Here is a 25,496-nt window from a genome sequence, read left to right on the forward strand (position 1 = left end):
TTATATTTTTGGAGTGAATATGAAAACGAAAGTGGCTGCCATATATGGCAAGCAGGATATTCGTATCCGCGAATTTGAACTGCCTGCAATTACAGATAACGAATTATTAGTAAGCGTAATATCCGATAGCGTTTGTTTATCCACCTGGAAAGCGGCGGCATTGGGGAGCGATCATAAACGCGTACCGGACGATCTGGAAAATCATCCGGTGATTACCGGACATGAATGTGCAGGTATCATTGTTGAAGTGGGAAAAAACCTGACGGATAAATATAAAAAAGGCCAGCGTTTTGTTTTGCAACCCGCGATGGGGTTGCCAAGCGGATATTCAGCGGGATACAGCTACGAATATTTTGGTGGCAATGCGACATATATGATTATCCCGGAGGTAGCGATTAATCTGGGTTGTGTTTTACCGTATCACGGTTCTTATTTTGCTGCCGCCTCATTGGCAGAACCGATGTGCTGCATTATTGGCGCATATAACGCGAACTTTCACACCACGCCTTACGTTTATGAACATCGTATGGGGATTAAGCCGGGGGGGAGCATTGCGCTTCTGGCCTGTGCCGGGCCTATGGGTATTGGTGCAATAGATTATGCCATTAACGGCAGTATTCAACCGTCACGCGTGGTGGTGGTCGACATTGACGAAGCACGACTGGCGCAGGCTAAAAAATTATTGCCGGTTGAGTTGGCGGCAGAAAAGGGTATTGAGCTTATCTATGTGAATACGACCGGCATGGATTCTCCGACCGCGATGCTGCGCTCGCTAACCCATGACGCAGGTTTTGATGATGTCTTCGTGTATGCGGCAGTGCCAGCAGTCATTGAAATGGCTGATGATTTACTTGCGGAAGATGGTTGCCTGAATTTCTTTGCCGGCCCTACGGACAGTAACTTCAAAGTGCCGTTTAATTTTTATAACGTGCACTACAACAGTACTCACGTTGTCGGGACATCTGGTGGTTCAACGGATGATATGAAAGAGGCCATTGCGCTCAGTGCAACCGGCCAGCTACAACCGTCGTTTATGGTAACGCACATTGGCGGTCTTGATGCGGTTCCAGAAACCGTATTGAATTTACCGGCGATCCCCGGCGGTAAAAAGCTGATATATAACGGCGTTACCATGCCACTAACCGCCATTGCTGATTTCGCGGAGAAAGGGAAAACAGATCCATTATTCAAAGAACTGGCGCTGCTGATGGAGGAGACGCACGGTATCTGGAATGAAAAGGCAGAAAAATACCTGTTGGCACACTTCGGCGTTGATATCGGGGAGGCGGCGATATGATGTCGCTGACATGGCCGTTATTTCGTATCACGGAACAGGCTGCGCTGGCAGCCTGGCCGCAAACCGGGTGCGGCGATAAAAACAAGATTGACGGTCTGGCCGTGACGGCAATGCGTGAAGCATTGAACAATATTGCTCTCCGTGGGCGAATCGTCATTGGCGAAGGGGAGATTGATCGCGCCCCGATGCTGTGGATTGGTGAGGAAGTGGGAAACGGCGCCGGACCAGAGGTAGATATCGCCGTCGATCCCATTGAAGGAACCCGAATGGTGGCGATGGGGCAAAGCAATGCGTTGGCCGTCATGGCGTTTGCCCCCCGCGGTAGTTTGCTACATGCTCCTGATATGTACATGAAAAAACTGGTTGTTAATCGGTTTGCAAAAGGGGCCATTAATCTGGCGCTGCCGCTGGCAGACAATCTGCGTAATGTGGCAGCGGCGCTGGGTAAACCGCTGGAGCGACTGCGGATGGTGACGCTGGATAAACCGCGCCTTCAACCGGCGATTGCCGAGGCGACACGACTGGGCGTTAAAGTCTTTGCTCTGCCCGATGGCGACGTGGCCGCCAGCGTACTGGCCTGTATGCAGGAAAATCCCTATGACCTGATGTATACCATTGGCGGGGCACCTGAAGGGGTTATTTCAGCCTGTGCAGTTAAAGCGCTGGGGGGCGACATGCAGGCTGAACTGATTGATTTTTGCGAGGCGAAAGGTGATAGCGCAGATAATCGTCTGATTGCGGCACAGGAACGTCAGCGCTGCATGGAAATGGGCGTTGAAATCAACCGTATCTATGCGCTCGACGAACTGGTAGGGGGAAATAAGATCCTCTTCAGCGCGACGGGGGTTACGGGCGGCGATCTTGTGAAAGGGATCCAACAGGTTGCGAATGGTGTGCGCACGCAAACTTTACTGATCGGCGGCGCGGATCGAACGTGTAATATAATAGACTCTCTGCATTCATGGTGATTTATCGGATAACTAATGACGACGCTGACAGAAGATGATGTGCTTGAGCAACTGGATGCTCAAAATAATTTACTTTCGTTTATGACGACGGCACATAATATTTTGCTCCAGGGCATTAAGCGCTTTCTGCCGTCGTTGTTCGTCAATAACGATGAAGAGATCGTGGAATATGCAGTGAAGCCGTTGCTCGCCCAGAGTGGACCGCTTGACGATATCGACGTTGCGTTACGTCTGATTTATGCGCTGGGAAAAATGGATAAGTGGCTTTATGCCGATATCACCCATTTTTCTCAGTTTTATCAGTACCTGAATCAGCAGGATATTATCCCCGGTTTTGCCGATGACATTACCTGGGATTTTGTCAGCAACGTGAACTGTATTACCCGTAACGCAACGCTCTACGGCGCGCTGGAGTCGATGAAATTTGCCGACTTTGCTGCGTGGTCCGAGGTACGTTTTAGCGCAATGGTCAAGACGGCAATGACGCTGGCGGTGACGGCGATTTTAAAGGAATTAACGCCGTGAAAATCGAGCTAACGGTGAATGGGCTACAGGTTGAAGCACATTACCATGATGATGAGATAGAAAACGTCCACAAACCGTTATTACAGCAGTTGGCAAAAATACACGCCATAAATTCGCAGCGACGCACGATCGTTTTTCTCTGTGCTCCGCCGGGAACGGGTAAATCGACGCTGACCACCTTCTGGGAATATCTCTCCCGTCAGGATCCTGGCCTGCCGGAGATCCAGACACTGCCGATGGATGGCTTCCATCACTACAACAGCTGGCTGGATGCCCATAATCTGCGGGCATACAAAGGCGCGCCGGAAACCTTTGATGTGGATAAGCTTGCGCAGAATCTACGTCAGATAAGGGAAGGGGAAGGGTCCTGGCCGCAATATGACCGGCAAAAGCACGATCCGGTCGAAGAGGCCATAACAGTGACAGCGCCGATGGTGATTGTGGAGGGAAACTGGCTATTGCTTGATGATGAAAGATGGCGAGCGTTAGCTGAGTTTTGTGATTACTCGTTGTTTGTTTGCGCTCCAGCCAATGCGCTGCGTACGCGACTGGTAGGCCGTAAACTGGCTGGCGGAGTATCACAAACTGACGCTGAGGCGTTTTATGAGCGTACCGACGGACCGAATGTTCGTCGGGTGCTGGAACACAGCCTGCCAGCAGACCTTATGCTGGAGATGACGTTTGAGGGGGCATATCGGACGGTGTGAGATTTTTGTTGTGTAGCCGTACCACGCGTGAAAAATGGCGCTGCGTAAATGCAGCGTCATGACTGATCGCCACAATACTGGTACTGCGCGCACGACACACTGCCAGCCAGTTTTCGAAGACGCCAAGCCAGTGCGCATCAAAATCCCGACTGGGCTCATCCAGCAATAGAATAGCGGGCTCGAGGGCTTCCAGACTGGCGACGGCAACCATGCGTCGCTGCGCTGTATGCAGATCGAGTGGGTGCGCGTCGGCGACGTCCTCTAGCTGACATAATTGCAGCGCCGCCATCGTGCGTTGCGCAACTTCAGTTGCGGGAAGCTTCTGTAGCCGTAATCCGAAGGCCACTTCCTCTGCTACCTTGCTGTGAAAAATTTGATTTTCCGCCTCCTGAAACAGCACGCCGAGTACCCTGGCGCGCTCCCTATTTTTCAGTTGCGCAATCGCGCGGTTCTGAACGGTTATTGTGCCGGATGAAGGCGTCAGTAGTCCGGCCATGATGCGCAGAAGCGTGGATTTTCCCGCGCCATTATCGCCCGTTAATGCCAGCCATTCACCCTCCTGGAGTTCCAGCGAAATATTGCGTAAACAGTCATCGGCGGCGTTCGGCCAGCGATAGCTGACCTGATTTAGCGTTAACATAGCGGTGACAAAGCTCCGTCGCGCAACTGCCATGCCCGCTGGCAGTGGCTGAGAAAAGGGGAATGATTGCGTTCAAAAAGCACAATCAAAGCATGCTGTTCCTGCGCCCAGTGTTGCAGTCGCGCCAGCAGCATTGTCGTGGCCTGCGCCGTCAGGCGACTGAACGCTTCATCCAGAATCAATATTTTCGGCTGCATGGCGAGTGCGCTGGCAATCACTACCCGCTGGGTTTCCCCGCCGGAAAGGGTGCCGGGATGACGATGGCGCAGAGGCTGACATTCCGTCAGCGCCAGGGCGGCGTCTATGCGCTGCATAATTTCAGCCTCGGTAAGGCAAAGGTTTTCCGGGCCAAACGCAACTTCTTCCTCCACGCTGAAAGTACAACCTGAAAGCTGCAGGTAAGGTGACTGCTGCACAAGCTGGATGGTACTCGACTGCTCGACCAGTGACAGTTGCCCGATGGGATTACCCAGTAGCATGCCTGTACCCTCAATTTCTCCCGGAAGGAAATCGGGATACCAACCAGCCATCAGCTGCGCCAGCGTGCTTTTCCCGCTGCCGTTATCGCCAAAAATAGCCACCATACCAGGGCTGGCATAATGGAAATCGTAACAGGCAGGTGGCCGCATAGCGTTCGTCGGGAGATAGCGAAACTGCTCTAACGTAACCATATCCAGACTCCTGTCTCAACCACCATCAGAACCACCATCCCGTAGCGGGCCAGACGTTGTGTGGTGCTGTCTGATGGTGCCCACAGCGTGGTGCGTGTGCGATGTAGTCGAAATCCGCGCATATCGAGCGCTGCACCGCGAACGGCTAAGTCATTGAGCGCGTTATGGGTGAGCGGCACAACCAAAGCAGGCATGGCGCGTAAACGTTGATACCAGCTCTCATCCAGCGGTACGCCGCGTGCGCGCTGGGCCTCGTGAATAATCGCCAACTGGTGTTTGAGCTGTTCAACCACCAGCAACGGGCCTGCAAACAGGTAGGCAACGCCTGGCGGCAGGCGAGACGCGAACAGGGCGCGCATAAAGCGCGAAACCGGTACGTATTGCATCCACATCTGCGATGTCGACACAATGGCCAGGATCCTTAGCCAGAGCGTAACGGCATCGGCCCAACGTTCCGGCGTGCGCGGCTGCCCGCTAATCCACTCGGTAAGCCATCCGCCGTGTACCAGCCATAGTCCCAGTCCTAAGGGGATCATCAGCCAGAGTACGTATTTCGCCCGCGACCGCGTAGCCTTCATACATAGCAAACCGACGAACGTCGCGGCGCTGTACACGCCGAGCGGCACTCCGGCTGGCAGCAGGAGCGTGGAGCAGGCGCCAAGCGCCCACAGAGTTAACGACGTAAACGGGTGCATTTAGCGCACAGCAGACATCGTTGGGAAATGGCGCGTGGTGCGCAGCGGAAGTTGGCGTAACAGTATCCAGACGATGATGGCCGTGAGGATTTTATCGACCAGATTCGCGCCGATAACGGTGATGGCAACGGACTCCACCAGGTTCTGACCGACCGAGTGCATCCAGGCGACAAAAAGATCGGCGCCGCTGCCGGTGACGCCGCCGAACAGGGTCGTGCGAATCGGCACGGCAACGAGGGTCACGGCAAGCGTGATGATCACGCCGCTGGCCACGACTTTGGGTAAGGTGCGAAACCAGCCCGCCCGTGCCAGCCAACCGGCAACCAGGCCGATAACCATCGCCACGGGAGCAAAGGCGGCTGCAATTGGATCGGTCAGCAGTCCCCACAGCAGATTAGTGAGCAAGCCGGTCAACATCCCCACAACCGGGCCTAACAGTACCGCGCTAATTAAGGTGCCAATGGAGTCGAGAAAAATAGGCAATTTCAACATACTGATAAGCTGCCCCCCGACCATGTTGATAGCGATAGCAATGACAATCAGTACCAGAGACTGGCTGGAAAATTGGCGACGCGCCATAGAAGACCTCTTTTAAGTGAAGCGTTAGCGGGATGAAATAACCAGTTCGTCATAACCGGAAACGGTGCAGGGTTGGCGACTAAATGCCAGACCTGTTAGCTCGCCAATGACCAGTTCCAGTGTGGTTCGCACAGTACAGCCTGTCATCATGTGGCCCCCCAGCATGGTGCCTTGTGGATCGGACACCGCAAGATGGAGGTGTTCGCCAGTCAGTTCCAGCGTGCCGTTCAGGGAGATGACTTCCCAGGTACCGGTAAGTAATGTGGTTTCTTCACGCCCAGCGTAGCGTAAAGCGACGTTGGTCAGGCTTCCGGTACAACCTGCTATCCATGCCGCCTGCAACTGGTGTTGCTGGACAAAAGCATGTAGCTGAGAAAAGACTTCCTGACCGGGGAACAAACGCAGCGCATGAAAGCGAGCTTCAGATGATTGAGGAGTGAATGTAGCCATGATTGAGGGACTCCGAGACTCGGACGTAGCGCTGATAATATAGACGCAGGTTAGGGAGCTTTCTGATATAAATCAGGATTTGTGACACAGCAACGAAATAATCTTGCTACGCTTATTCGCAATTCTGGAATATGGAATAAATTTAGCAGTGAAGGGTTTCAAAATGTGACGCAAGTCAGATAACTGTGTTCTGTTGCTGGACAATCATTCCTTTTATTCCTTGTTTCGCTTATTCTAGCTGAAGCGTTTCAGTCGATTAAATGTTCGACAATTAATCAATTAGTCGCAGTTTGCGACAGGTAAGGTTTCCCTGAACGGTTTGCTGCATTACTCTGTCAGCCACATCGTTTCTGAGAAATCCTTGCAGGAGACCTATGACCGTACGCGTAGCGATTAATGGTTTCGGTCGCATCGGACGTAACGTGGTTCGTGCTTTGTATGAATCCGGGCGTCGGGCGGAAATCACCGTGGTGGCTATCAACGAACTGGCGGATGCCGCAGGCATGGCGCATTTGTTGAAATATGACACCAGCCATGGGCGTTTTGCCTGGGATGTTCGTCAGGAACGTGACCAGCTCATCGTTGGCGATGACGCGATTCGCATTCTGCATGAGCGAACCCTTGATGCGCTTCCGTGGCGTGAATTGGGCGTCGACGTTGTGCTGGACTGCACAGGTGTTTTCGGCAATCGCGAACACGGCGAGGCGCATATTGCCGCTGGTGCTAAAAAAGTGCTCTTTTCACATCCTGGCAGTCACGACATCGACGCAACCGTTGTGTTTGGCGTTAACCAGGAGCAACTGCGCGCTGAGCACCGAATCGTCTCCAACGCCTCCTGCACCACGAATTGTATAATTCCCGTCATTAAATTGCTGGATGATGCTTACGGCATTGAGTCTGGTACCGTCACGACGATCCACTCCGCGATGCACGATCAGCAGGTTATTGATGCTTATCATCCTGACCTGCGCCGCACGAGAGCGGCTAGCCAGTCGATCATCCCGGTTGATACCAAACTGGCGGCAGGTATCACACGAATTTTTCCGCAATTTAACGATCGTTTTGAAGCGATTGCGGTACGTGTACCGACCATTAATGTGACGGCGATCGACTTAAGCGTGACGGTGAAAAAACCGGTAAAAGCCAGTGAAGTCAACCAGTTGCTGCAAAAAGCAGCACAAGGTGCATTTCATGGTATAGTTGACTATACGGAATTACCGTTGGTCTCTGTAGATTTTAACCACGACCCGCACAGCGCCATCGTTGATGGTACACAAACGCGTGTGAGTGGGGCTCACCTGATCAAGACCCTGGTCTGGTGCGATAATGAATGGGGCTTTGCTAACCGCATGCTCGACACAACGTTAGCGATGGCTGCTATTGGTTTCAGGTAAGGCGCGTGAGCGCTTGCAAAACTTTAAGAATCAACGAGAGGATTCACCATGTCTGTAATTAAGATGACCGATCTGGATCTTGCTGGTAAACGTGTTTTTATCCGTGCGGATCTGAACGTACCAGTTAAAGAAGGGAAAGTAACCAGCGATGCGCGTATCCGTGCCTCTCTGCCAACCATCGAGCTGGCCCTGAAGCAGGGTGCAAAAGTGATGGTAACTTCCCACTTGGGTCGTCCTACCGAAGGCGAGTACAACGAAGAATTCTCTCTGCTGCCGGTTGTTAACTACCTGAAAGACAAACTGTCTGCTCCGGTTCGCCTGGTAAAAGATTACCTGGACGGCGTTGAAGTTGCGGCCGGTGAACTGGTTGTTCTGGAAAACGTTCGCTTCAACAAAGGCGAGAAGAAAGACGACGAAGCGCTGTCCAAAAAATATGCCGCACTGTGCGACGTATTCGTCATGGATGCTTTCGGCACGGCTCACCGTGCACAGGCTTCCACTCATGGTATCGGTAAATTCGCTGATGTAGCGTGTGCGGGTCCGCTGCTGGCTGCTGAGCTGGATGCACTGGGTAAAGCACTGAAAGAACCTGCTCGTCCGATGGTTGCTATTGTTGGTGGTTCTAAAGTTTCTACCAAACTGACTGTTCTGGACTCCCTGTCTAAAATCGCCGATCAGCTGATCGTAGGCGGTGGTATTGCGAACACCTTCGTTGCCGCTCAAGGCCACAACGTGGGTAAATCCCTGTACGAAGCTGACCTGGTTGATGAAGCTAAGCGTCTGCTGACCACTTGTGACATCCCGGTTCCAACTGACGTTCGCGTAGCGACTGAATTCTCTGAAACTGCACCGGCTACTCTGAAATCCGTTAGCGATGTGAAAGAAGACGAGCAGATTCTGGATATCGGCGACGCTTCTGCACAGCAGCTGGCTGACATCCTGAAGAATGCGAAAACCATTCTGTGGAACGGCCCGGTTGGTGTGTTTGAATTCCCGAACTTCCGTAAAGGTACTGAAATCGTTGCTAATGCGATCGCAGACAGCGAAGCGTTCTCCATCGCAGGCGGCGGCGATACTCTGGCAGCAATCGACCTGTTCGGCATCGCTGACAAAATCTCCTACATCTCGACTGGTGGTGGCGCATTCCTCGAATTCGTGGAAGGCAAAGTACTGCCAGCAGTAGCCATGCTCGAAGAGCGTGCTAAAAAGTAAGACTTTAATGGGCAGGGAAACCTGCCCTTATTTCAGCGCGCTCCAGAGCACGCTTCAATTCTTTACACAAAATCATTCGAGTTGCATCAAGGCGGCAACTGAGTGAGTTCCCCGGGAGCTTACTTACGTAAGTGACTGGGGCGAGCGAAGGCAGCCAACGCTGAGGCGGCTTGAAGGATGATGTGTACAACGGCCGAAGATACAGGACTCGTAAAATGTCTAAAATTTTTGATTTCGTAAAACCAGGCGTAATCACTGGTGATGACGTACAGAAAGTTTTCCAGGTAGCAAAAGAAAACAACTTTGCTCTGCCAGCTGTTAACTGCGTAGGTACCGACTCCATCAACGCCGTTCTGGAAACCGCTGCAAAAGTTAAAGCGCCGGTAATCGTACAGTTCTCCAACGGTGGTGCTTCTTTCATCGCGGGTAAAGGCGTGAAGTCCGACGTTCCTCAGGGCGCTGCAATCCTGGGTGCTATCTCTGGCGCGCATCACGTTCACCAGATGGCTGAACACTACGGTGTTCCGGTTATCCTGCACACTGACCACTGCGCGAAGAAACTGCTGCCGTGGATCGACGGTCTGCTGGACGCGGGTGAAAAACACTTTGCAGCAACGGGCAAACCGCTGTTCTCTTCTCACATGATCGACCTGTCTGAAGAGTCTCTGGAAGAGAACATCGAAATCTGCTCCAAATACCTGGCGCGTATGTCCAAAATGGGCATGACTCTGGAAATCGAACTGGGTTGCACCGGTGGTGAAGAAGACGGCGTGGACAACAGCCACATGGACGCTTCTGCCCTGTACACCCAGCCGGAAGACGTTGATTATGCTTACACTGAGCTGAGCAAAATCAGCCCGCGTTTCACCATCGCTGCTTCCTTCGGCAACGTACACGGCGTGTACAAGCCGGGCAACGTGGTTCTGACTCCGACCATCCTGCGCGATTCTCAGGACTATGTTTCTAAGAAACATAACCTGCCGCACAACAGCCTGAACTTCGTGTTCCACGGCGGTTCCGGTTCTACTGCTCAGGAAATCAAAGACTCCGTAAGCTACGGCGTAGTGAAAATGAACATCGATACCGATACCCAATGGGCTACCTGGGAAGGCGTTCTGAACTACTACAAAGCCAACGAAGCTTACCTGCAGGGTCAGCTGGGCAACCCGAAAGGCGAAGATCAGCCGAACAAGAAATACTACGATCCGCGCGTATGGCTGCGTGCTGGTCAGGCAACCATGATCACCCGTCTGGAACAGGCTTTCAAAGAACTGAACGCGGTTGACGTTCTGTAATTTACGCCGTTCTACGTGACATGAGGCCCGCAAATGCGGGCCTTTTTTATTATGATTTCAATATGCTGACGACAGAAATTTTGTGATCAATTTGGCAACATTGGTTTTTTTTGTTTAACCTAGTCAGGTTGCCCACCCCGGTGGGGGGGCTTTATTTCTCCCGTTTGGGTAAGCAAAAAAGGAATATTGAATGGAAGATTTGAATGTTGTCGACAGCATAAACGGTGCGGGCACCTGGCTGGTCCGCAACCAGGAACTGCTGCTGAGCTATGCCGTCAATATCGTTGCGGCCATCGCCATTGTTATTATCGGTATGATTGTGGCGCGTATCGTTTCGAACACGGTTAACCGCTTGATGGTGGCGCGTAAGATTGATGCGACCGTAGCCGACTTCCTCTCTGCGCTGGTGCGCTACGGGATCATTGCGTTCACGCTGATTGCTGCCCTCGGACGCGTTGGGGTGCAGACGGCTTCGGTGATTGCCGTTCTTGGTGCGGCAGGTTTAGCCGTTGGTCTGGCATTACAAGGTTCGTTGTCTAACCTCGCTGCGGGCGTACTGCTGGTGATGTTCCGCCCGTTCCGTGCTGGTGAGTACGTAGACCTTGGTGGCGTAGCCGGAACCGTGCTTAACGTGCAGATTTTCTCCACGACCATGCGTACCGTGGATGGCAAGATTGTTGTGATCCCAAACGGCAAAATCATCGCCGGGAATATCATCAACTTCTCTCGTGAACCGGTTCGCCGTAACGAATTTATTATCGGTGTAGCCTACGATTCCGATATCGATCAGGTGAAGAAAATCCTTACCGATATCATCCAGTCTGATGATCGTATCCTGAAAGATCGAGAAATGACGGTGCGTCTGAACGAGCTGGGGGCTTCCTCCATTAACTTTGTGGTACGTGTCTGGAGCCACAGTGGCGACCTGCAAAGTGTCTACTGGGACGTGCTGGAGCGTATTAAACGTGAGTTCGATGCCAACGGTATCAGCTTCCCATATCCGCAGATGGATGTGAATTTCAAGCGCGTGAAAGAGCACACGGCCGAGTAATCGCGTGCCCGGTGGTGCTATCGCTTACCGGGCCTACAAAATCTCCAGGCCGGATAAGACGTCAGCCGCCATCCGGTATTTCCTCTCCAGGTATTAATTCCTCTTATCCCTGATTAATATTATCAATTTCCGCTAATGATTTTCCCGCGCTATAGTCTGCGCTTAAGAGAAATAGCTCGGGATAAATAACGTGATATCTTATTATTTTCAAGGTCTTGCGCTTGGTGCAGCCATGATCCTTCCACTTGGCCCGCAGAACGCTTTTGTGATGAATCAGGGTATTCGTCGCCAGTATCACATCATGATTGCCTTACTTTGCGCCATCAGCGACTTAGTGCTGATCTGTGCCGGTATCTTTGGTGGTAGTGCCTTGTTGATGCAGTCGCCGTGGTTGATGGCGCTGGTGACCTGGGGCGGGGTGGCGTTTTTACTCTGGTATGGCTTTGGTGCGTTAAAAACGGCGATGAGCAGTAACCTGGAGCTGGCCAGCGCCGAGGTGATGAAGCAGGGCCGCTGGAAAATCATCGCCACCATGCTGGCGGTAACCTGGCTAAACCCCCATGTCTATTTGGATACTTTTGTCGTGCTGGGCAGCCTCGGCGGTCAACTGGATGTGGAACCTAAGCGCTGGTTTGCACTGGGAACCGTCAGCGCATCGTTCCTGTGGTTCTTTGGTCTGGCACTGCTGGCGGCCTGGCTGGCCCCGCGTCTGCGCACGGCTAAAGCCCAGCGCATTATCAACACGCTGGTGGGATTAGTGATGTGGTTTATCGCTTTTCAGCTGGCAAAAGAAGGTGTTGCGCACGTTGATGCGCTGTTCAACTAAGAGTCAGGCCCATTAGGCTATTTTATTGGCCATTTTGGCCCTGGGCAGTGCTCAACATCCTCACGTACTACGTGTACGCTCTGGTTTTTCCGCGCTGTCCGTGTTCAAACTGGCTGCAACAATGACGCCTGATGGGCCTGACTCTAAGTGTTGTCTGATGGACAACACGGCGAGATCGGCTAAGCTTGCCTGCATGCGCCCTGAGTTTAGGGGTATATGTAACATGGAGGAACGACAGTGAAGTTCAAAGTCATCGCCCTGGCGGCATTAGTCGGATTCAGCGCACTCTCGGTACAGGCAAACGAATTGCCCAATGGACCACACATCGTGACTTCCGGAACGGCAAGCGTCGATGCGACACCTGATATTGCCACTCTGGCAATTGAAGTGAATGTAGCGGCGAAGGATGCAGCATCTGCGAAAAAGCAAGCCGACGATCGTGTGGCGCAGTATCTTTCCTTCCTTGAGCAAAACCAGATAGCGAAGAAGGATATTAGCTCCGCCAATCTGCGTACACAGCCGGACTACGATTACCAGAATGGTAAAAGCGTACTGAAAGGCTACCGCGCGGTACGTACTGTTGAGGTTACGCTGCGTCAGCTGGATAAACTTAACGCATTGCTGGATGGCGCGCTGAAAGCGGGTCTGAACGAGATTCGTTCGGTGTCACTGGGCGTGGCTCAGCCAGATGCTTACAAAGACAAGGCGCGTAAAGCGGCCATTGATGATGCGATTCATCAGGCTGAACAGCTGGCGGCGGGCTTTAACAGCAAACTTGGTCCGGTGTACAGCGTGCGCTACCACGTTTCGAATTATCAGCCGAGCCCGATGGTACGGATGATGAAAGCCGACGCGGCTCCTGCGCCATCTGCTCAGGAGACCTACGAACAGCCGGTCATTCAGTTTGACGATCAGGTCGATGTGGTTTTCCAGATAGAACCCGCGACAGCACCTGCCAAAACGCAGTAATCTTTTCAGACCCGGCTTATCCGCCGGGTTTTTTCTGTGAACAACTGTAAAAATGCGACCGCGTCGCGAGTCTTTTTTTTGTCTTGATGAGGATATGCCGTAGTGATTTTATGAGGTGACTATGGATATTTTTATCTCGAAAAAGATGCGTAATTTTATTCTGCTGGCGCAAACGAATAACATTGCCAGAGCCGCAGAAAAAATACACATGACCGCATCGCCGTTTGGCAAAAGCATTGCTGCACTGGAAGATCAAATCGGCTATACGCTGTTTACCCGTAAAGATAACAACATCAGTCTGAATAAAGCCGGTCAGGAGCTGTATCAGAAATTATTTCCCGTCTATCAGCGGCTATCTGCTATTGATAACGAAATTCATAATGCCTCTCGTCGTTCGCGGGAAATCGTCATCGGCATCGACAACACCTACCCAACCATTATTTTTGACCAGCTGATTAGCCTTGGCGATAAGTACGATGGTATCAGCGCCCAGGCCGTCGAGTTCAGTGAAAATGGGGTGATTGATAATCTGTTCGACCGACAGCTTGATTTTATTATCTCACCGCAGCATGTGTCTCCCCGGGTGCAAGAGCTGGATAATCTGGCAGTAAGTGAATTACCGCCGTTACGCCTGGGGTTTCTGGTATCCCGGCGTTACGAAGAAAAACAACCACAGGATTTGCTGCGTGAGCTACCCTGGTTGCAGATGCGCTTCCAGAATCGCGCCAACTTTGAGGCGATGCTGGATGCTTACATGCGTCCCTGTGGGATCAATCCGACAATTATCTATCGCCCGTACAGCTTTATGGCCAAGATCAGCGCCGTGGAGCGGGGGCAGTTTCTGACGGTCATCCCACATTTTGCATGGCGACTAGTGAATCCGGCCAAGTTGAAATATTTCGATGCTCCCGGCAGCCCAATGTACATGCAGGAGTTTCTGTATTCGCTGAAAAACCATCGCTACACCGCCACAATGCTGCAGCATATTGCTGAGGATCGTGACGGTACGGCAACTTAGCCCAGCATGGAGCCTGTCTCGATCAAATTGCGATGCAGATCAAAGGCATGACTGAGATCGTGATGAATATGGCCACCAGGTGCTTTTTCCAGATAGTGGTGCAGGTAGTCCCGGTACAGGGGATGAGCACAGTTGTTGATGATGGTATGTGCCCGTTGCAGAGGAGATAACCCGCGTAGATCGGCAATGCCCTGTTCAGTGACGATCACTTTCACACTATGCTCGCTGTGATCGACATGGCTGCACATCGGCACAATAGTGGATATTTTCCCGCCTTTGGCGATCGACGGGGCCATAAAGATCGACAGATAGGCGTTACGTTCGAAATCGCCGCTGCCGCCAATACCGTTCATCAGATTGACCCCCGCGACATGCGTGGAGTTAGCATGACCATAAATATCAAACTCCAGGCCGACATTAAGCGCAATAACCCCCAGACGACGGATGATCTCCGGATTGTTGGAGATCTCCTGTGGGCGCAACACGATCCGGCTGGTGAAGAAATCCATGTTGTCGTAGATCTTCTGCAGCGATGGGGCGGAAATCGTCAGGCTTGAGGCGCTGGCACCGGTTATCTTCCCTGTTTCCAGCAGATACACCACCGATTCCTGCAACACCTCTGAATACATCATAAAGGGCGGGATATCCGGGTTCTCACCCAGTCGCGCCATCACTGCGTTATTAATATTGCCAACGCCACTCTGAAGGGGCAAAAACTCAGGTGGAATTCGCTTGTGCGCCATTTCTGCTAGCAGAAAGGTGACCACGTTATCGGCTATTTGCTGGCTGACCGGGTTCGTTTTATCTGACGCATTACCGGCATCTGGCAGCTCGGTATCCACTATCGCAACGACCTTTTTCGGGTCTACCTGCACGCACTGTGTCCCTACACGATCCATGGTATGAAAGATTGGCACGCTGTTCCGGCGTGGTGGCGCGCCTGGAATAACAATGTCGGCAAGCTCTGCTACGCGCGGGTTATGGTAGTGGTTCAGTTCAATGATCACTTTTTTTGCCCGCAGCAGCCAGGTTGGCGCGTTGCCGATCCCGCTGGTAAGCCAAATCCGTCCATCTGGCGCGATGGCTGACGCTTCAATAACGGCAATATCGATCTCGCCAAAAAAGCCGTAATTGACCATCTGCGCAACCTCACTCAGATGGAGATCGACAAATCTCACCTGGCCCTGGTTAATTTTCTCGCGCAGGCCGGAGGCGGTTTGATAAGGCGCACGCCAGGAAACGGCATCTGCCTCTGATAATGCATCGTCAGCGGCAGCGCCAATTGACGCCCCAGTCAGTAACCGAATCTGAAAGGGCTGCCCGGCCTGATGCTGTTCGCAGGCGCGTCGGGCAAGCGCTGTCGGCAATGCTTTTGGTGAGCCTGCTGGTGTGAATCCGCTAAATGCCACCATATCATCGTGTTGGATAATTTCTGCCGCTTCTTCAGCGCTCATCCGTTTCATGGCGATCTCCTTTCTCTGACCGCAATTAGTGGCCGACAAAATTCGGTTTACGTTTTTCCATAAACGCATTCATCCCTTCCTGATAGTCCTCGCTGTCGTACACCGCACGACGCATACCCTGGATACGCTCGAATTCGTCGGAATTCATGGTGTGTGCTTCACCCAGCACGCGCAGTTCTTCTTTGATAACGGCGATCGCCAGCGGCGCTTTTTCTGAGATGTGGTGCGCCATTTGCAAGGTGAAATCTTCCAGTTCGTCGACAGGGACGACATGGTTAAGGATCCCGACGGCCATGGCGCGTTGTGCTGTAATGGGCGAGGCGGTAAAAATCAGCTCTTTCACGATGTGAAAGCCTGCATCACGGGTCAGGTTGTGGATGCCCACCAGGTTATAGGGCACACCAAGGTTGACTGGCGTCATCGAAAAGGTGGACGTTTCAGCGGAGATAATCAGATCGGAACTCATGATCATCTCAAATGCACCACCCCAGACGCTGCCTTCAACCATGGAGATCACGGGTTTCGGATATTTTTGGATCATGCGGGTTATCTGACGCAGCGGATCGTCATAGGAGAGGGGATCGCGACGTCCGGTTGGGAGTTCATGAATGTCATGCCCGGCAGAGAACACTTTTGCCCCGCCTGGTGCGCGCAGAATAATGCAGCGAATTTCCGGACGATTGAGATCGCTCAGCGCCTGTATCAGATCGTCGATAAATACTTTACTCAGGGCATTGAGCTTGCGGGCATAGTTGAATTCAATGACCGCGACTTTCTGGATGATGACAACGTTGACGTATTGATAAGACATAATGTTCTCTTTATTCAAAGTAATGATGCTGGATAAATTCGCTAATGTGCCGCAGCCCGGTGCGCGGCGAAAGATCATTGTTTTTCACGGACTGTAGCGTTTGCTGGAAATAGCGGTCGAAATCCGCACAGGCAAACAGCAGATGCAGCGCTTCTTCTTCAGCTTGTTTCTGTATCCACTCAACTGCCTGTTGTTGACGCACTTTTTCCAGCCGACCGCTGGTGGTAAGACGCGCTTTGAAGTCGGTTATCGTCTGCCAGATTTCCTCGATGCCACGCTTTTCGAGCGCACTACAGGTCAGAACCTGTGGCTGCCACTCGTCATACTTGCGGCGCAGAATGTGTAGGGCGGATTGATACATGTGGCGGGTAATGGCAACGCTGCTGCGGTTATCACCGTCATCTTTGTTGATTACGATCAGGTCAGCCATCTCCATTATCCCTTTCTTGATGCCCTGTAAATCGTCACCGCCACCGGCTATCTGCAACGAGATAAAGCAATCTACCATCCGGGCCACTTCGGTTTCGGACTGCCCGACGCCGACGGTTTCCACAATCACCACGTCAAAGCCCGCGGCTTCGCACAGCAGCATTAACTCGCGCGCACGCTGGCTGGCGCCGCCTAAATGCCCGCCTGAAGGCACCGGGCGAATAAACGCGGATTCTGCGCGTGCCAGCTCGGTCATCCTGGTTTTATCGCCAAGAATACTGCCGCCGCTAACCGGGCTACTGGGATCGACTGCAATAACTGCCACCCTCAATCCCTTGCGGATCAACAGCATACCGAATGCTTCCAGAAAGGTACTTTTGCCCGCGCCCGGCGTACCGGTAATACCCAGACGCAGGGCATGACCGGTGAATGGCATAATGGCGTCCAGTAATTGCGTACTCAGGGACTGATGGCGCGGGTGGCTACTTTCGACCAGCGTCATCGCCTGCGCGAGCGTGGCGCGCTCACCCAGGCGCAGGCACCGGACGGCATCCTCAAGCGTGGCGGCGTTAATCATGATGTTGGCTAATGCGGGTTAACACATCGCGGACGCTATCGAGCATCGGCGTACCTGGGCCATAAATGGCAGCGACGCCACGTTCATGCAGGAAGGCGTAATCCTGCGGCGGGATAACCCCTCCCGCGACCACGCAAATATCTTCGCGCCCCCAGTTTTCGAGCGCGGTTACCAGTTCCGGGATGAGTGTTTTATGACCTGCCGCCAGTGATGATGCGCCAATCACATGCACATCGTTTTCTACTGCCAGGCGGGCAATCTCTTCCGGTGTGGAGAACATCGGACTGAGATCAACATCGAATCCGAGGTCGGAGTAGGCGCTGGCGATCACTTTTGCGCCGCGATCGTGACCATCCTGACCCATCTTGGCGATCAGAATACGGGGACGACGGCCATGCTCAGCCAGGAACCGCGCAGTTTGCGCAACAATGGCGTCAAATTCGTCAGCTGATTTATCGGACTGATGGTAGCTTTGCGCAATCACGCCGGTAACGCACTGGCTGGGAACCAGATAGCGGTCAAAGGCAACCTCCAGCGCGTCGGAAATTTCACCCAGCGTGGCGCGCACACGGGCGGCGTTAATTGCAGCGGCCAACAGGTTTTCATTGTGCTGTGCGGCGTGGGTCAGCGTTGACAGCGCAGTTTTGACGGCATCATTGTCACGCGTTGCGCGGATATGCTGCAACGAAGCAATCTGCTCGTTGCGCACCTTCACGTTGTCGATCTCCAGTACCGATGTCTCGTCTTCTTTATCCAGCTTGTACTTGTTCACGCCAACGATGACGCGCTTGCCCTGGTCGATCAGCGATTGCTCACGTGCCGAGGCTTCTTCGATCATCCGTTTCGGCAACCCGGCTTCGATCGCTTTCGCCATGCCTCCAACTTCATCGATCTGTTTGATTATCGTGCGCGCCTGCTTAACGATGTGATCGGTGAGTGACTCGACGTAATACGATCCGGCCAGCGGATCGACGGTGCGACAGATCTCCGATTCTTCCTGAATGATGATCTGCGTATTGCGCGCAATACGCGCGGAGAAATCTGTGGGCAGACCGAGCGCTTCATCAAAGGCGTTGGTATGCAAAGACTGCGTACCGCCGAGTGTGGCGCCGAGTGCTTCGATGGTGGTGCGAATGACGTTGTTGTAGGGGTCCTGCTCGGTCAGGCTCCAGCCGGATGTCTGACAGTGGGTGCGCAGGGCTAAGGATTTCGGGTTGGTGGCACCAAAACTACTGACCGCTTCACTCCACAAATAACGAGCTGCGCGCAACATGGCGACATTCATGAACAGATCCATGCCGATACCGAAGAAGAATGACAGGCGCGGGGCAAAGTCATCAATTTTCAATCCAGCAGAGAGTGCAGCTTTAATGTACTCAATACCGTCAGCCAGCGTAAATGCCACCTGTTGCACGCAGTTCGCGCCGGCTTCGCCCATGTGGTAGCCGCTGATGCTGATGGTGTTAAAGCGTGGCATGTTGCCAGAACACCAGGCGATGATGTCGGCGATAATGCGCATTGAGGGTTTCGGCGGGTAAATGTAGGTGTTACGACACAGATATTCTTTCAGTATGTCGTTCTGAATCGTACCGGTGAGTTGTTCCGGCGTCACGCCTTGCTCTTCTGCCGCCACAATATAAAACGCCAACACGGGCAGGACTGCACCATTCATGGTCATTGAGACGGACATTTTATCCAGCGGGATCTGGTCGAAGAGTATCTTCATATCTTCGACGGTATCGATAGCCACGCCCGCTTTGCCGACGTCACCCGCCACGCGAGGATTATCAGAGTCATAGCCACGGTGGGTGGCAAGATCAAAAGCGACGGAGAGCCCTTTTTGTCCGGCAGCGAGGTTGCGGCGATAAAACGCATTCGATTCTTTAGCGGTTGAGAAACCTGCATACTGGCGAATGGTCCACGGCTGCGCGGTATACATGGTGGCACGCGGACCGCGCACATACGGCGGCAGGCCGGGGAGAGTACCGATCACTTCCAGATTGTCGAGATCAGCCTCGGTATACAGCGGCTTGATGGCAATCCCTTCCGCCGTCTGTTTTTCGAGAGATTCGACGGTTTTTTCCCGGCGACTGAGTTCTTTATTAGCGAGTGTTTGCCACTCCTGTACGTTTGCCATTTTTTGCTCCGTATTACGCAATAAGTTGAATCTTTACGAATACGGTGAGCTTTTTCAGTCAGCTTGTCGCCAGCAAAAAATAGCCAACAGGGCGTCGTTTTTTGCCGCATGGTGTGTTCGATTTTGTGATGTCTTTCAAAGACGTGGAATGAATAACATGAAAAAGCGGTAACAGCGGGGTTGGCCGGATAAGGCGTTACTCCGCTATCCGGCACTCAGAGGTTATAAACAGTTTAATCCTGGCGCAGTACTTTGTGACCGTAAGCCAGCAGAGCGTCGGTGACGTTGCGCATCATGCGGCTTTCCGGTGCAAAGCGATGCCAGTAGAGCATACGGCGCTGGAACAGTCCCGGCGTTAAGTCGATAAGCTCACCACTTTCCAGCTCTTTTTCAATTTGCAGGTGAGGGATCATACAACAGGTCGTGCCCTGACGCGCCAGCTGAACGAAGGCTTCGGATGAGTTAACGATGTGGCATGGCACGCTGCCCGGAGGCAAATCGAAGTTCTGCTGCAGGAAGGCCTGGTGCATATCGTCGAGGTGGTCAAAAGCCACCGCTGGTGCTTTCAGCAGGGCGGAGCGGGTAACACCATTAGGGAAATAGCGTTCGGCAAAAGGCTTTGAGCCGACAAACAGGTAGTCCAGCGCGCCAAGTTTATCCACCAGGCAGCTTGGCAGCGCCTGATGCTGGATACTCACCGCCCCCACGACTTCACCACGGCGCAGACGTTCCTGGGTCCGGGTTTCATCTTCAACCTGCAGGTTCAGACGAATCGGTGAATTGGCCAGTACCGGCGCCAGTGCCGGAAGCAACCAGGTTGCCAGGCTGTCGGCGTTCACTGCCAGAGAGAGCAGCAGCGGCGTGGATCCGGTTTGTTCATCACCCAGCCACTCATCTTCCAGCAGTTCAACCTGGCGCAACAGGGCCAGAAGCTTTTGCCCTTGTTCGGTCGGGCGCGGGGGGACGGTACGCACCAGCAACGGTTGTCCGAACATATTCTCAAGCTGTTTTATGCGTTGTGAAACCGCGGATTGCGTGATGCACAGCTTTTGCGCTGCGCGCTCAAATCCTCGTTCACGAATAACCGCATCCAGTGCTTGTAGTGTTCTGTAGTCCGGACGTTTCATTGCTCTGACGCACTCCTGAAATTTTTGTTTGTTCTGCACTATGACACAATTTTAGGTTGGGTAAAGACGAAATCCGCCACCGGCTTGCGGGTGTGGGAACATTTTTCTGCACAATGTTCTATAATGCGCGTGAATTTTCCCACCATATTCACACCACAGGCGAAACGATCATGACGCAGGATGAACTGAAAAAAGCAGTAGGATGGGCGGCACTTCAGTATGTACAGCCCGGCACCATTGTGGGCGTAGGTACCGGTTCAACAGCCGCACACTTTATTGATGCGCTGGGCACAATGAAAGGTCAGATTGAAGGCGCAGTGTCCAGTTCGGACGCATCGACTGAAAAACTGAAAAGCCTTGGTATCCACGTATTCGATCTTAACGAAGTGGACAGCCTTGGCGTATACGTTGATGGGGCGGATGAAATCAACGGACATATGCAGATGATCAAAGGCGGCGGCGCAGCGCTGACTCGTGAAAAAATCATTGCTTCCGTGGCGAAGAAATTTATCTGCATCGCGGACGCGTCCAAAGAAGTCGATATTCTTGGCAACTTCCCGCTGCCGGTGGAAGTGATCCCAATGGCGCGTAGCGCAGTCGCGCGTCAACTGGTGAAGTTGGGTGGTCGTCCTGAATATCGTCAGGGTGTGGTCACTGACAATGGTAACGTGATCCTTGATGTGCACGGCCTGGAGATCCTTGATGCCGTGGCCATGGAAAACGCCATCAATGCGATTCCGGGCGTAGTAACGGTAGGTCTGTTCGCCAACCGTGGTGCGGATGTGGCGCTGATTGGCACACCGGACGGCGTGAAAACTATCGTAAAATGATCTGACGGGAGAGCCTTCTCCCGTTAAAAAAATTTTGGCAGGGCAAATTTGGTGACTTGTGTCACGTTTATAATATTGTCCTGCCGATCCCTCCAAAGAAAAAGTTATCGCCAGTATTTTCCTCTGACAATTCCCGCTGAATGACATTTCCTCAGCATGACGACGCAAACGTTCATATTGCCGCAATATTATTTTTTGATATGTTGAAGAGGAGGATGAAAATCCCACACACAACACATCAGTTTGAACAAAAAAAGACAGGGTCGGGAAATGGCAAAGGTATCACTGGAGAAAGATAAGATTAAATTTCTGCTGGTTGAAGGTGTGCACCAAAAAGCACTCGAAAGCCTTCGTGCAGCAGGTTATACCAACATCGAGTTTCATAAAGGCGCTCTGGACACTGAACAGCTGAAAGAGTCCATCCGTGATGCCCACTTCATTGGCCTGCGATCCCGAACCCATCTGACTGAAGATGTGATTGACGCCGCAGAGAAACTGGTCGCGATTGGCTGCTTCTGCATTGGCACCAATCAGGTTGATCTGAGCGCGGCGGCAAAACGCGGGATCCCCGTGTTTAACGCGCCATTCTCTAACACGCGTTCCGTTGCCGAACTGGTGATTGGCGAACTTCTGCTGCTGCTACGTGGCGTGCCGGAAGCGAACGCCAAAGCGCACCGCGGCGTGTGGAATAAACTGGCTACCGGTTCTTTTGAAGCGCGTGGCAAAAAACTGGGGATTATCGGCTACGGCCACATTGGTACTCAGTTGGGCATTCTGGCGGAATCGCTGGGGATGCATGTCTACTTCTATGATATTGAAAATAAACTTCCGCTGGGCAACGCCACACAGGTACAGCATCTTTCCGACCTGCTGAATATGAGCGATGTGGTCAGCCTCCACGTGCCGGAAAACGCCTCCACCAAAAATCTGATGGGCGCGCATGAGATTGCGCTGATGAAACCAGGCGCACTGCTGATCAACGCCGCACGCGGTACGGTTGTCGATATCCCTGCGCTGTGTGATGCGCTGGCAACGAAACATCTGGCGGGAGCGGCCATCGACGTCTTCCCAACGGAGCCTGCATCTAACAGCGATCCGTTCACCTCGCCGCTGTGTGATTTTGATAACGTGATCCTGACGCCGCATATCGGTGGTTCTACGCTGGAAGCGCAGGAAAACATCGGCCTGGAAGTTGCGGGTAAACTGACGAAGTATTCCGACAATGGCTCTACGCTGTCTGCCGTGAACTTCCCGGAAGTTTCGCTACCGCTGCACGGCGGTCGTCGTCTGATGCACATTCACGAAAACCGTCCAGGCGTACTGACCGCGCTGAACCAGATTTTTGCCGAGCAGGGCGTCAACATTGCCGCGCAGTATCTGCAGACTTCCGCCCAGGTTGGTTATGTGGTTATTGATATTGAAGCGGATGAAGATGTGGCGGAGAAAGCGTTGCTGGCAATGAAAGCGTTGCCGGGTACTATTCGCGCCCGTCTGCTGTACTAATTTCCTCTGGATGGGCAGGCGGTTGACCTGCCCATCTTTCCTCTGCTTTCCCTGCCTCAACCTCTCCTCCTGTAACGCCTACATTCTGTTTTCGAGCCTTGCCGCAATTGGCAACTAAAGGCAGCGTTGCATGTTGTACAGCAATAAAAGGAATTTACGATAGGGGCTCAGCAGAGTGCTGAAAACGGGAAAGCCCCTACCAAAGCAGGGGCTATGAAAAGGAAAGGGACGATGATGAGAGCCGTCATCATGCTGCTGATCCTGTTAATCATCGCTTGCCCAGCATATTAACAGCGAGTACGCAGGAGGGAGGTTCGCCTCCCTCACCCTTCACCGAGGAATTTAGGTCAAAAAAGCGACGCTGTCAATTGGCAAAAAACGGTTACCATTCCCACACTTTTGACGGCGTCACCACCGCAGGCAGGGGAATATCCCACTCTTCGACAGGCAGTTTTTCCACTAACTGACAGTCATGCGCGTAGCCAACGGGTTGGATCCGATGCTGCTGCCAGTTCTGTAACGTGCGGTCATAAAAACCGCCGCCCATGCCCAGTCTTTGCCCCTCCTCATCAAATGCTACTAACGGCGTAATCAGCACATCCAGTTTTGCCAGCGGCAATACGTCGCGTACATCAAGTCGTGGTTCCTGGATTTTTAAGCGATTAGTGACCAGCCCGCTCTGAGGATGATAGTGCAGGAACAATAAGTTACCGGGGCTGAAGGGATGAAGAACCGGGAGATAGACGCGCTTGCCAGCCCGCCAGAGCTGTTCGATTAACGGTTGGGTATCGAGTTCGCCATCAAAAGAAAGAAACACCGCCACAGTATGAGCGAGTACCACTGGGGGAAAACTCAGCATTCTGGTCGCGGCTTGCTGGCCGAAATGTCTTTGTTGATCAGGCGTTAATGCACGGCGGCGTTGCCGAATGAGTTGACGTATTTCTTGCCGGGATATAGAAAGTTCAGAAAGTAGTGTCATGGCTGTTGCCAGGTAGAAGGGAATCTCCGAGATGCCGCCGCAGGCTGTAACCCTTGAACCCTTGGTTCAAGGTGAATGCGTCGTCACAGTTTTAAGGCTTCTCGGACGGGCCGAGCATGCTCACCAACCGTGGAGCGCCACATTCTTGTGGTATGAAATATCGGCTCAGGGGACTGGCCCGCTTGCAAACATCTCAGAGAAATTTTGTCTTCACGGTCACTCTACCACAGTAAACCGAAAAGTGTTATTCAAAGTTTTGGCCCGTTTTTTCGGTTATGCGACCCTGATCAAGCAACGCTTGTTCGATGGTCTGTTGTAGCATCCGAATACGTTGTTCCATGCTCGCCGCGTAATCACGCGTCTTCGCTTTTTCCTGAGTTAATTCATAGCTGATATTCAACGCGGCGATGAAAACCAGCTGCTCAGTATTTGTGACTCTAGTGCGAACTTTCAGATCTTGCAATCGCTGATTCAGATCGTCCGCAGCCTGATTCAACGCATCCCTTTGTTCAGGCGGGCAATTCACTCGCAGTGAACGGCCAAATATTTGGATATCGACGGGTTGTGCAGACATGCCACCTTCCTGCTGATTGACTGCGCTGCCTTCGTCTCCAGACCGTGGGTCCGCGAAGGGGCGACACTATAGCTACCCTGGTATCAAGATACAAGCCCTTTTCTGGTCCACCAGGGTCCAAAGTGGTAGCATATCATGAATATCCTCCCTTTGATGACGAATGCTTATGTCTATACAGAACGAAATGCCTGGTTACAACGAAGTTAGCCAGTTTTTGAACCAACAAGGGGCCGGATTGACCCCCGCCGAAATGCACGGTTTGATCAGCGGGATGATTTGCGGTGGCAACAACGACAGCTCATGGCAGCCGCTGTTGCACGACCTGACGAACGAAGGTTTGGCTTTTGGTCACGAGCTGGCTCAGGCTCTGCTGAAAATGCACTCTGCCACCAGCGATGCACTGGAAGATGATGGCTTCCTTTTTCAGCTTTATCTGCCTGAAGGCGATGACGTTAGCGTGTTCGATCGCGCCGATGCGTTGGCAGGCTGGGTAAACCACTTTTTGCTGGGCCTTGGGGTTACACAGCCCAAGCTCGACAAAGTGACAGGTGAAACCGGCGAAGCGATCGATGATCTGCGTAATATCGCCCAGTTGGGCTATGACGAAGACGAAGATCAGGAAGAGCTGGAAATGTCGCTCGAAGAGATCATCGAATACGTGCGTGTTGCCGCATTGCTGTGCCATGACACATTCACGCGTCAGCAACCGACCGCACCGGAAGTCCGTAAACCGACTCTGCACTAAGAACAACAACGCCAGGGAGAGTGT

At 52.7% G+C, this 25,496-nt stretch carries 26 protein-coding genes and 1 other RNA gene; 14 read left to right on the top strand and 13 right to left on the bottom strand.

Annotated elements, in window-relative coordinates; all coding sequences use genetic code 11:
- The first annotated feature begins 19 nt into the window (after positions 1–19).
- From OGX95_RS11785 to OGX95_RS11800, 4 genes are read left to right on the top strand one after another with little or no spacing between them, the layout of a single operon-like run.
- A complete protein-coding gene (locus tag OGX95_RS11785; RefSeq protein ID WP_286629537.1) occupies positions 20–1,297 on the top strand; it encodes a zinc-binding dehydrogenase in 1,278 nt (425 codons plus the stop codon).
- Positions 1,294–2,265, top strand: coding sequence for a class II fructose-bisphosphatase (gene glpX, locus OGX95_RS11790; RefSeq protein ID WP_286629538.1), 972 nt, complete (start codon positions 1,294–1,296; stop codon positions 2,263–2,265). Before OGX95_RS11785 ends, glpX begins: the two co-directional genes overlap by 4 nt.
- Before the next feature lie 15 nt (positions 2,266–2,280).
- The gene (locus OGX95_RS11795) at positions 2,281–2,790 is read left to right on the top strand and encodes an MltR family transcriptional regulator (RefSeq protein WP_286629539.1); all 510 of its coding nucleotides are present in this window, start codon (positions 2,281–2,283) and stop codon (positions 2,788–2,790) included.
- Complete coding sequence (locus OGX95_RS11800) at positions 2,787–3,497, top strand: nucleoside/nucleotide kinase family protein (protein WP_286629540.1); 711 nt, start codon at positions 2,787–2,789, stop codon at positions 3,495–3,497. The genes OGX95_RS11795 and OGX95_RS11800 overlap by 4 nt, the downstream gene beginning before the upstream one ends.
- Here OGX95_RS11800 and OGX95_RS11805 read toward each other — a convergent pair.
- From OGX95_RS11805 to OGX95_RS11825, 5 genes are read right to left on the bottom strand one after another with little or no spacing between them, the layout of a single operon-like run.
- On the bottom strand, positions 3,454–4,137 hold the full coding sequence (locus tag OGX95_RS11805) for an ABC transporter ATP-binding protein (protein WP_286629541.1): 684 nt from the start codon (positions 4,135–4,137) through the stop codon (positions 3,454–3,456). The two genes, OGX95_RS11800 and OGX95_RS11805, sit on opposite strands and share 44 nt — an antisense overlap.
- Positions 4,131–4,808, bottom strand: coding sequence for an ABC transporter ATP-binding protein (locus OGX95_RS11810; RefSeq protein ID WP_286629542.1), 678 nt, complete (start codon positions 4,806–4,808; stop codon positions 4,131–4,133). Before OGX95_RS11810 ends, OGX95_RS11805 begins: the two co-directional genes overlap by 7 nt.
- Positions 4,796–5,503 carry an energy-coupling factor transporter transmembrane component T gene (locus OGX95_RS11815; RefSeq protein ID WP_286629543.1) on the bottom strand — a complete coding sequence of 236 codons (708 nt, stop codon included), beginning with the start codon at positions 5,501–5,503 and terminating at the stop codon, positions 4,796–4,798. The genes OGX95_RS11810 and OGX95_RS11815 overlap by 13 nt, the downstream gene beginning before the upstream one ends.
- Positions 5,504–6,082, bottom strand: coding sequence for an ECF transporter S component (locus OGX95_RS11820; protein WP_286629544.1), 579 nt, complete (start codon positions 6,080–6,082; stop codon positions 5,504–5,506). It lies immediately after the preceding gene.
- Positions 6,083–6,106: 24 nt separating this feature from the next.
- Positions 6,107–6,532: a PPC domain-containing DNA-binding protein gene (locus OGX95_RS11825; protein ID WP_286629545.1), complete on the bottom strand. Its 426-nt coding sequence runs from the start codon at positions 6,530–6,532 to the stop codon at positions 6,107–6,109.
- Between the two features lie 374 nt (positions 6,533–6,906).
- Here OGX95_RS11825 and epd point away from each other — a divergent pair, with 374 nt between their 5' ends.
- The 7 genes from epd to srsR all read left to right on the top strand — a co-directional run bounded on the left by epd (position 6,907) and on the right by srsR (position 14,297).
- Complete coding sequence (gene epd / locus OGX95_RS11830; RefSeq protein WP_137382634.1) at positions 6,907–7,926, top strand: erythrose-4-phosphate dehydrogenase; 1,020 nt, start codon at positions 6,907–6,909, stop codon at positions 7,924–7,926.
- Positions 7,927–7,974: 48 nt separating this feature from the next.
- Positions 7,975–9,138: a phosphoglycerate kinase gene (gene pgk, locus OGX95_RS11835; RefSeq protein WP_003027032.1), complete on the top strand. Its 1,164-nt coding sequence runs from the start codon at positions 7,975–7,977 to the stop codon at positions 9,136–9,138.
- Between the two features lie 215 nt (positions 9,139–9,353).
- On the top strand, positions 9,354–10,433 hold the full coding sequence (gene fbaA / locus OGX95_RS11840; protein ID WP_003027029.1) for a class II fructose-bisphosphate aldolase: 1,080 nt from the start codon (positions 9,354–9,356) through the stop codon (positions 10,431–10,433).
- A 190-nt stretch (positions 10,434–10,623) separates the two neighbouring features.
- Positions 10,624–11,484 (top strand): small-conductance mechanosensitive channel MscS, encoded by an 861-nt coding sequence (locus OGX95_RS11845; protein WP_286629546.1) that lies wholly within the window; start codon positions 10,624–10,626, stop codon positions 11,482–11,484.
- 190 nt (positions 11,485–11,674) lie between these two features.
- Positions 11,675–12,310, top strand: coding sequence for an arginine exporter ArgO (gene argO / locus OGX95_RS11850; protein WP_286629547.1), 636 nt, complete (start codon positions 11,675–11,677; stop codon positions 12,308–12,310).
- Positions 12,311–12,547: 237 nt separating this feature from the next.
- Entirely contained in the window at positions 12,548–13,279 is a 732-nt protein-coding gene (locus OGX95_RS11855) for an oxidative stress defense protein (protein ID WP_286629548.1), read from the top strand.
- A gap of 121 nt (positions 13,280–13,400) precedes the next feature.
- A complete protein-coding gene (srsR, locus tag OGX95_RS11860) occupies positions 13,401–14,297 on the top strand; it encodes a LysR family transcriptional regulator SrsR (RefSeq protein ID WP_271456174.1) in 897 nt (298 codons plus the stop codon).
- Here the strand turns inward: srsR and scpC are convergent.
- The 5 genes from scpC to argP form a co-directional block, all read right to left on the bottom strand.
- A complete protein-coding gene (gene scpC / locus OGX95_RS11865) occupies positions 14,294–15,766 on the bottom strand; it encodes a succinyl-CoA:acetate CoA-transferase ScpC (RefSeq protein WP_502872778.1) in 1,473 nt (490 codons plus the stop codon). The two genes, srsR and scpC, sit on opposite strands and share 4 nt — an antisense overlap.
- A gap of 19 nt (positions 15,767–15,785) precedes the next feature.
- Positions 15,786–16,571 (bottom strand): methylmalonyl-CoA decarboxylase, encoded by a 786-nt coding sequence (gene scpB / locus OGX95_RS11870; RefSeq protein ID WP_271454888.1) that lies wholly within the window; start codon positions 16,569–16,571, stop codon positions 15,786–15,788.
- 10 nt (positions 16,572–16,581) lie between these two features.
- Positions 16,582–17,577: a methylmalonyl Co-A mutase-associated GTPase MeaB gene (gene meaB / locus OGX95_RS11875; protein WP_286629550.1), complete on the bottom strand. Its 996-nt coding sequence runs from the start codon at positions 17,575–17,577 to the stop codon at positions 16,582–16,584.
- On the bottom strand, positions 17,570–19,714 hold the full coding sequence (gene scpA / locus OGX95_RS11880; protein ID WP_286629551.1) for a methylmalonyl-CoA mutase: 2,145 nt from the start codon (positions 19,712–19,714) through the stop codon (positions 17,570–17,572). Before scpA ends, meaB begins: the two co-directional genes overlap by 8 nt.
- A gap of 233 nt (positions 19,715–19,947) precedes the next feature.
- On the bottom strand, positions 19,948–20,841 hold the full coding sequence (gene argP / locus OGX95_RS11885) for a DNA-binding transcriptional regulator ArgP (protein WP_286629552.1): 894 nt from the start codon (positions 20,839–20,841) through the stop codon (positions 19,948–19,950).
- 170 nt (positions 20,842–21,011) lie between these two features.
- Here argP and rpiA point away from each other — a divergent pair, with 170 nt between their 5' ends.
- Together rpiA and serA are read left to right on the top strand one after the other, a co-directional pair.
- Positions 21,012–21,671, top strand: a complete 660-nt coding sequence (gene rpiA, locus OGX95_RS11890; RefSeq protein ID WP_003026986.1) for a ribose-5-phosphate isomerase RpiA — start codon at positions 21,012–21,014, stop codon at positions 21,669–21,671.
- Positions 21,672–21,941: 270 nt separating this feature from the next.
- On the top strand, positions 21,942–23,174 hold the full coding sequence (gene serA, locus OGX95_RS11895) for a phosphoglycerate dehydrogenase (RefSeq protein WP_043017518.1): 1,233 nt from the start codon (positions 21,942–21,944) through the stop codon (positions 23,172–23,174).
- Between the two features lie 382 nt (positions 23,175–23,556).
- On the opposite strand, the gene OGX95_RS11900 is transcribed toward serA, so the two are convergent.
- The 3 genes from OGX95_RS11900 to zapA form a co-directional block, all read right to left on the bottom strand.
- Positions 23,557–24,153 (bottom strand): 5-formyltetrahydrofolate cyclo-ligase, encoded by a 597-nt coding sequence (locus tag OGX95_RS11900; protein WP_286629553.1) that lies wholly within the window; start codon positions 24,151–24,153, stop codon positions 23,557–23,559.
- Between the two features lie 19 nt (positions 24,154–24,172).
- Positions 24,173–24,356, bottom strand: a non-coding RNA gene (gene ssrS / locus OGX95_RS11905) — 6S RNA.
- 41 nt (positions 24,357–24,397) lie between these two features.
- The gene (gene zapA, locus OGX95_RS11910) at positions 24,398–24,727 is read right to left on the bottom strand and encodes a cell division protein ZapA (RefSeq protein ID WP_006686880.1); all 330 of its coding nucleotides are present in this window, start codon (positions 24,725–24,727) and stop codon (positions 24,398–24,400) included.
- A 166-nt stretch (positions 24,728–24,893) separates the two neighbouring features.
- Between zapA and OGX95_RS11915 the strand changes: the two genes are divergently transcribed.
- Complete coding sequence (locus OGX95_RS11915; protein ID WP_003026978.1) at positions 24,894–25,472, top strand: YecA/YgfB family protein; 579 nt, start codon at positions 24,894–24,896, stop codon at positions 25,470–25,472.
- Positions 25,473–25,496: the final 24 nt, after the last annotated feature.

Source organism: Citrobacter sp. Cu233, assembly GCF_030332225.1.
GTDB lineage: Bacteria > Pseudomonadota > Gammaproteobacteria > Enterobacterales > Enterobacteriaceae > Citrobacter.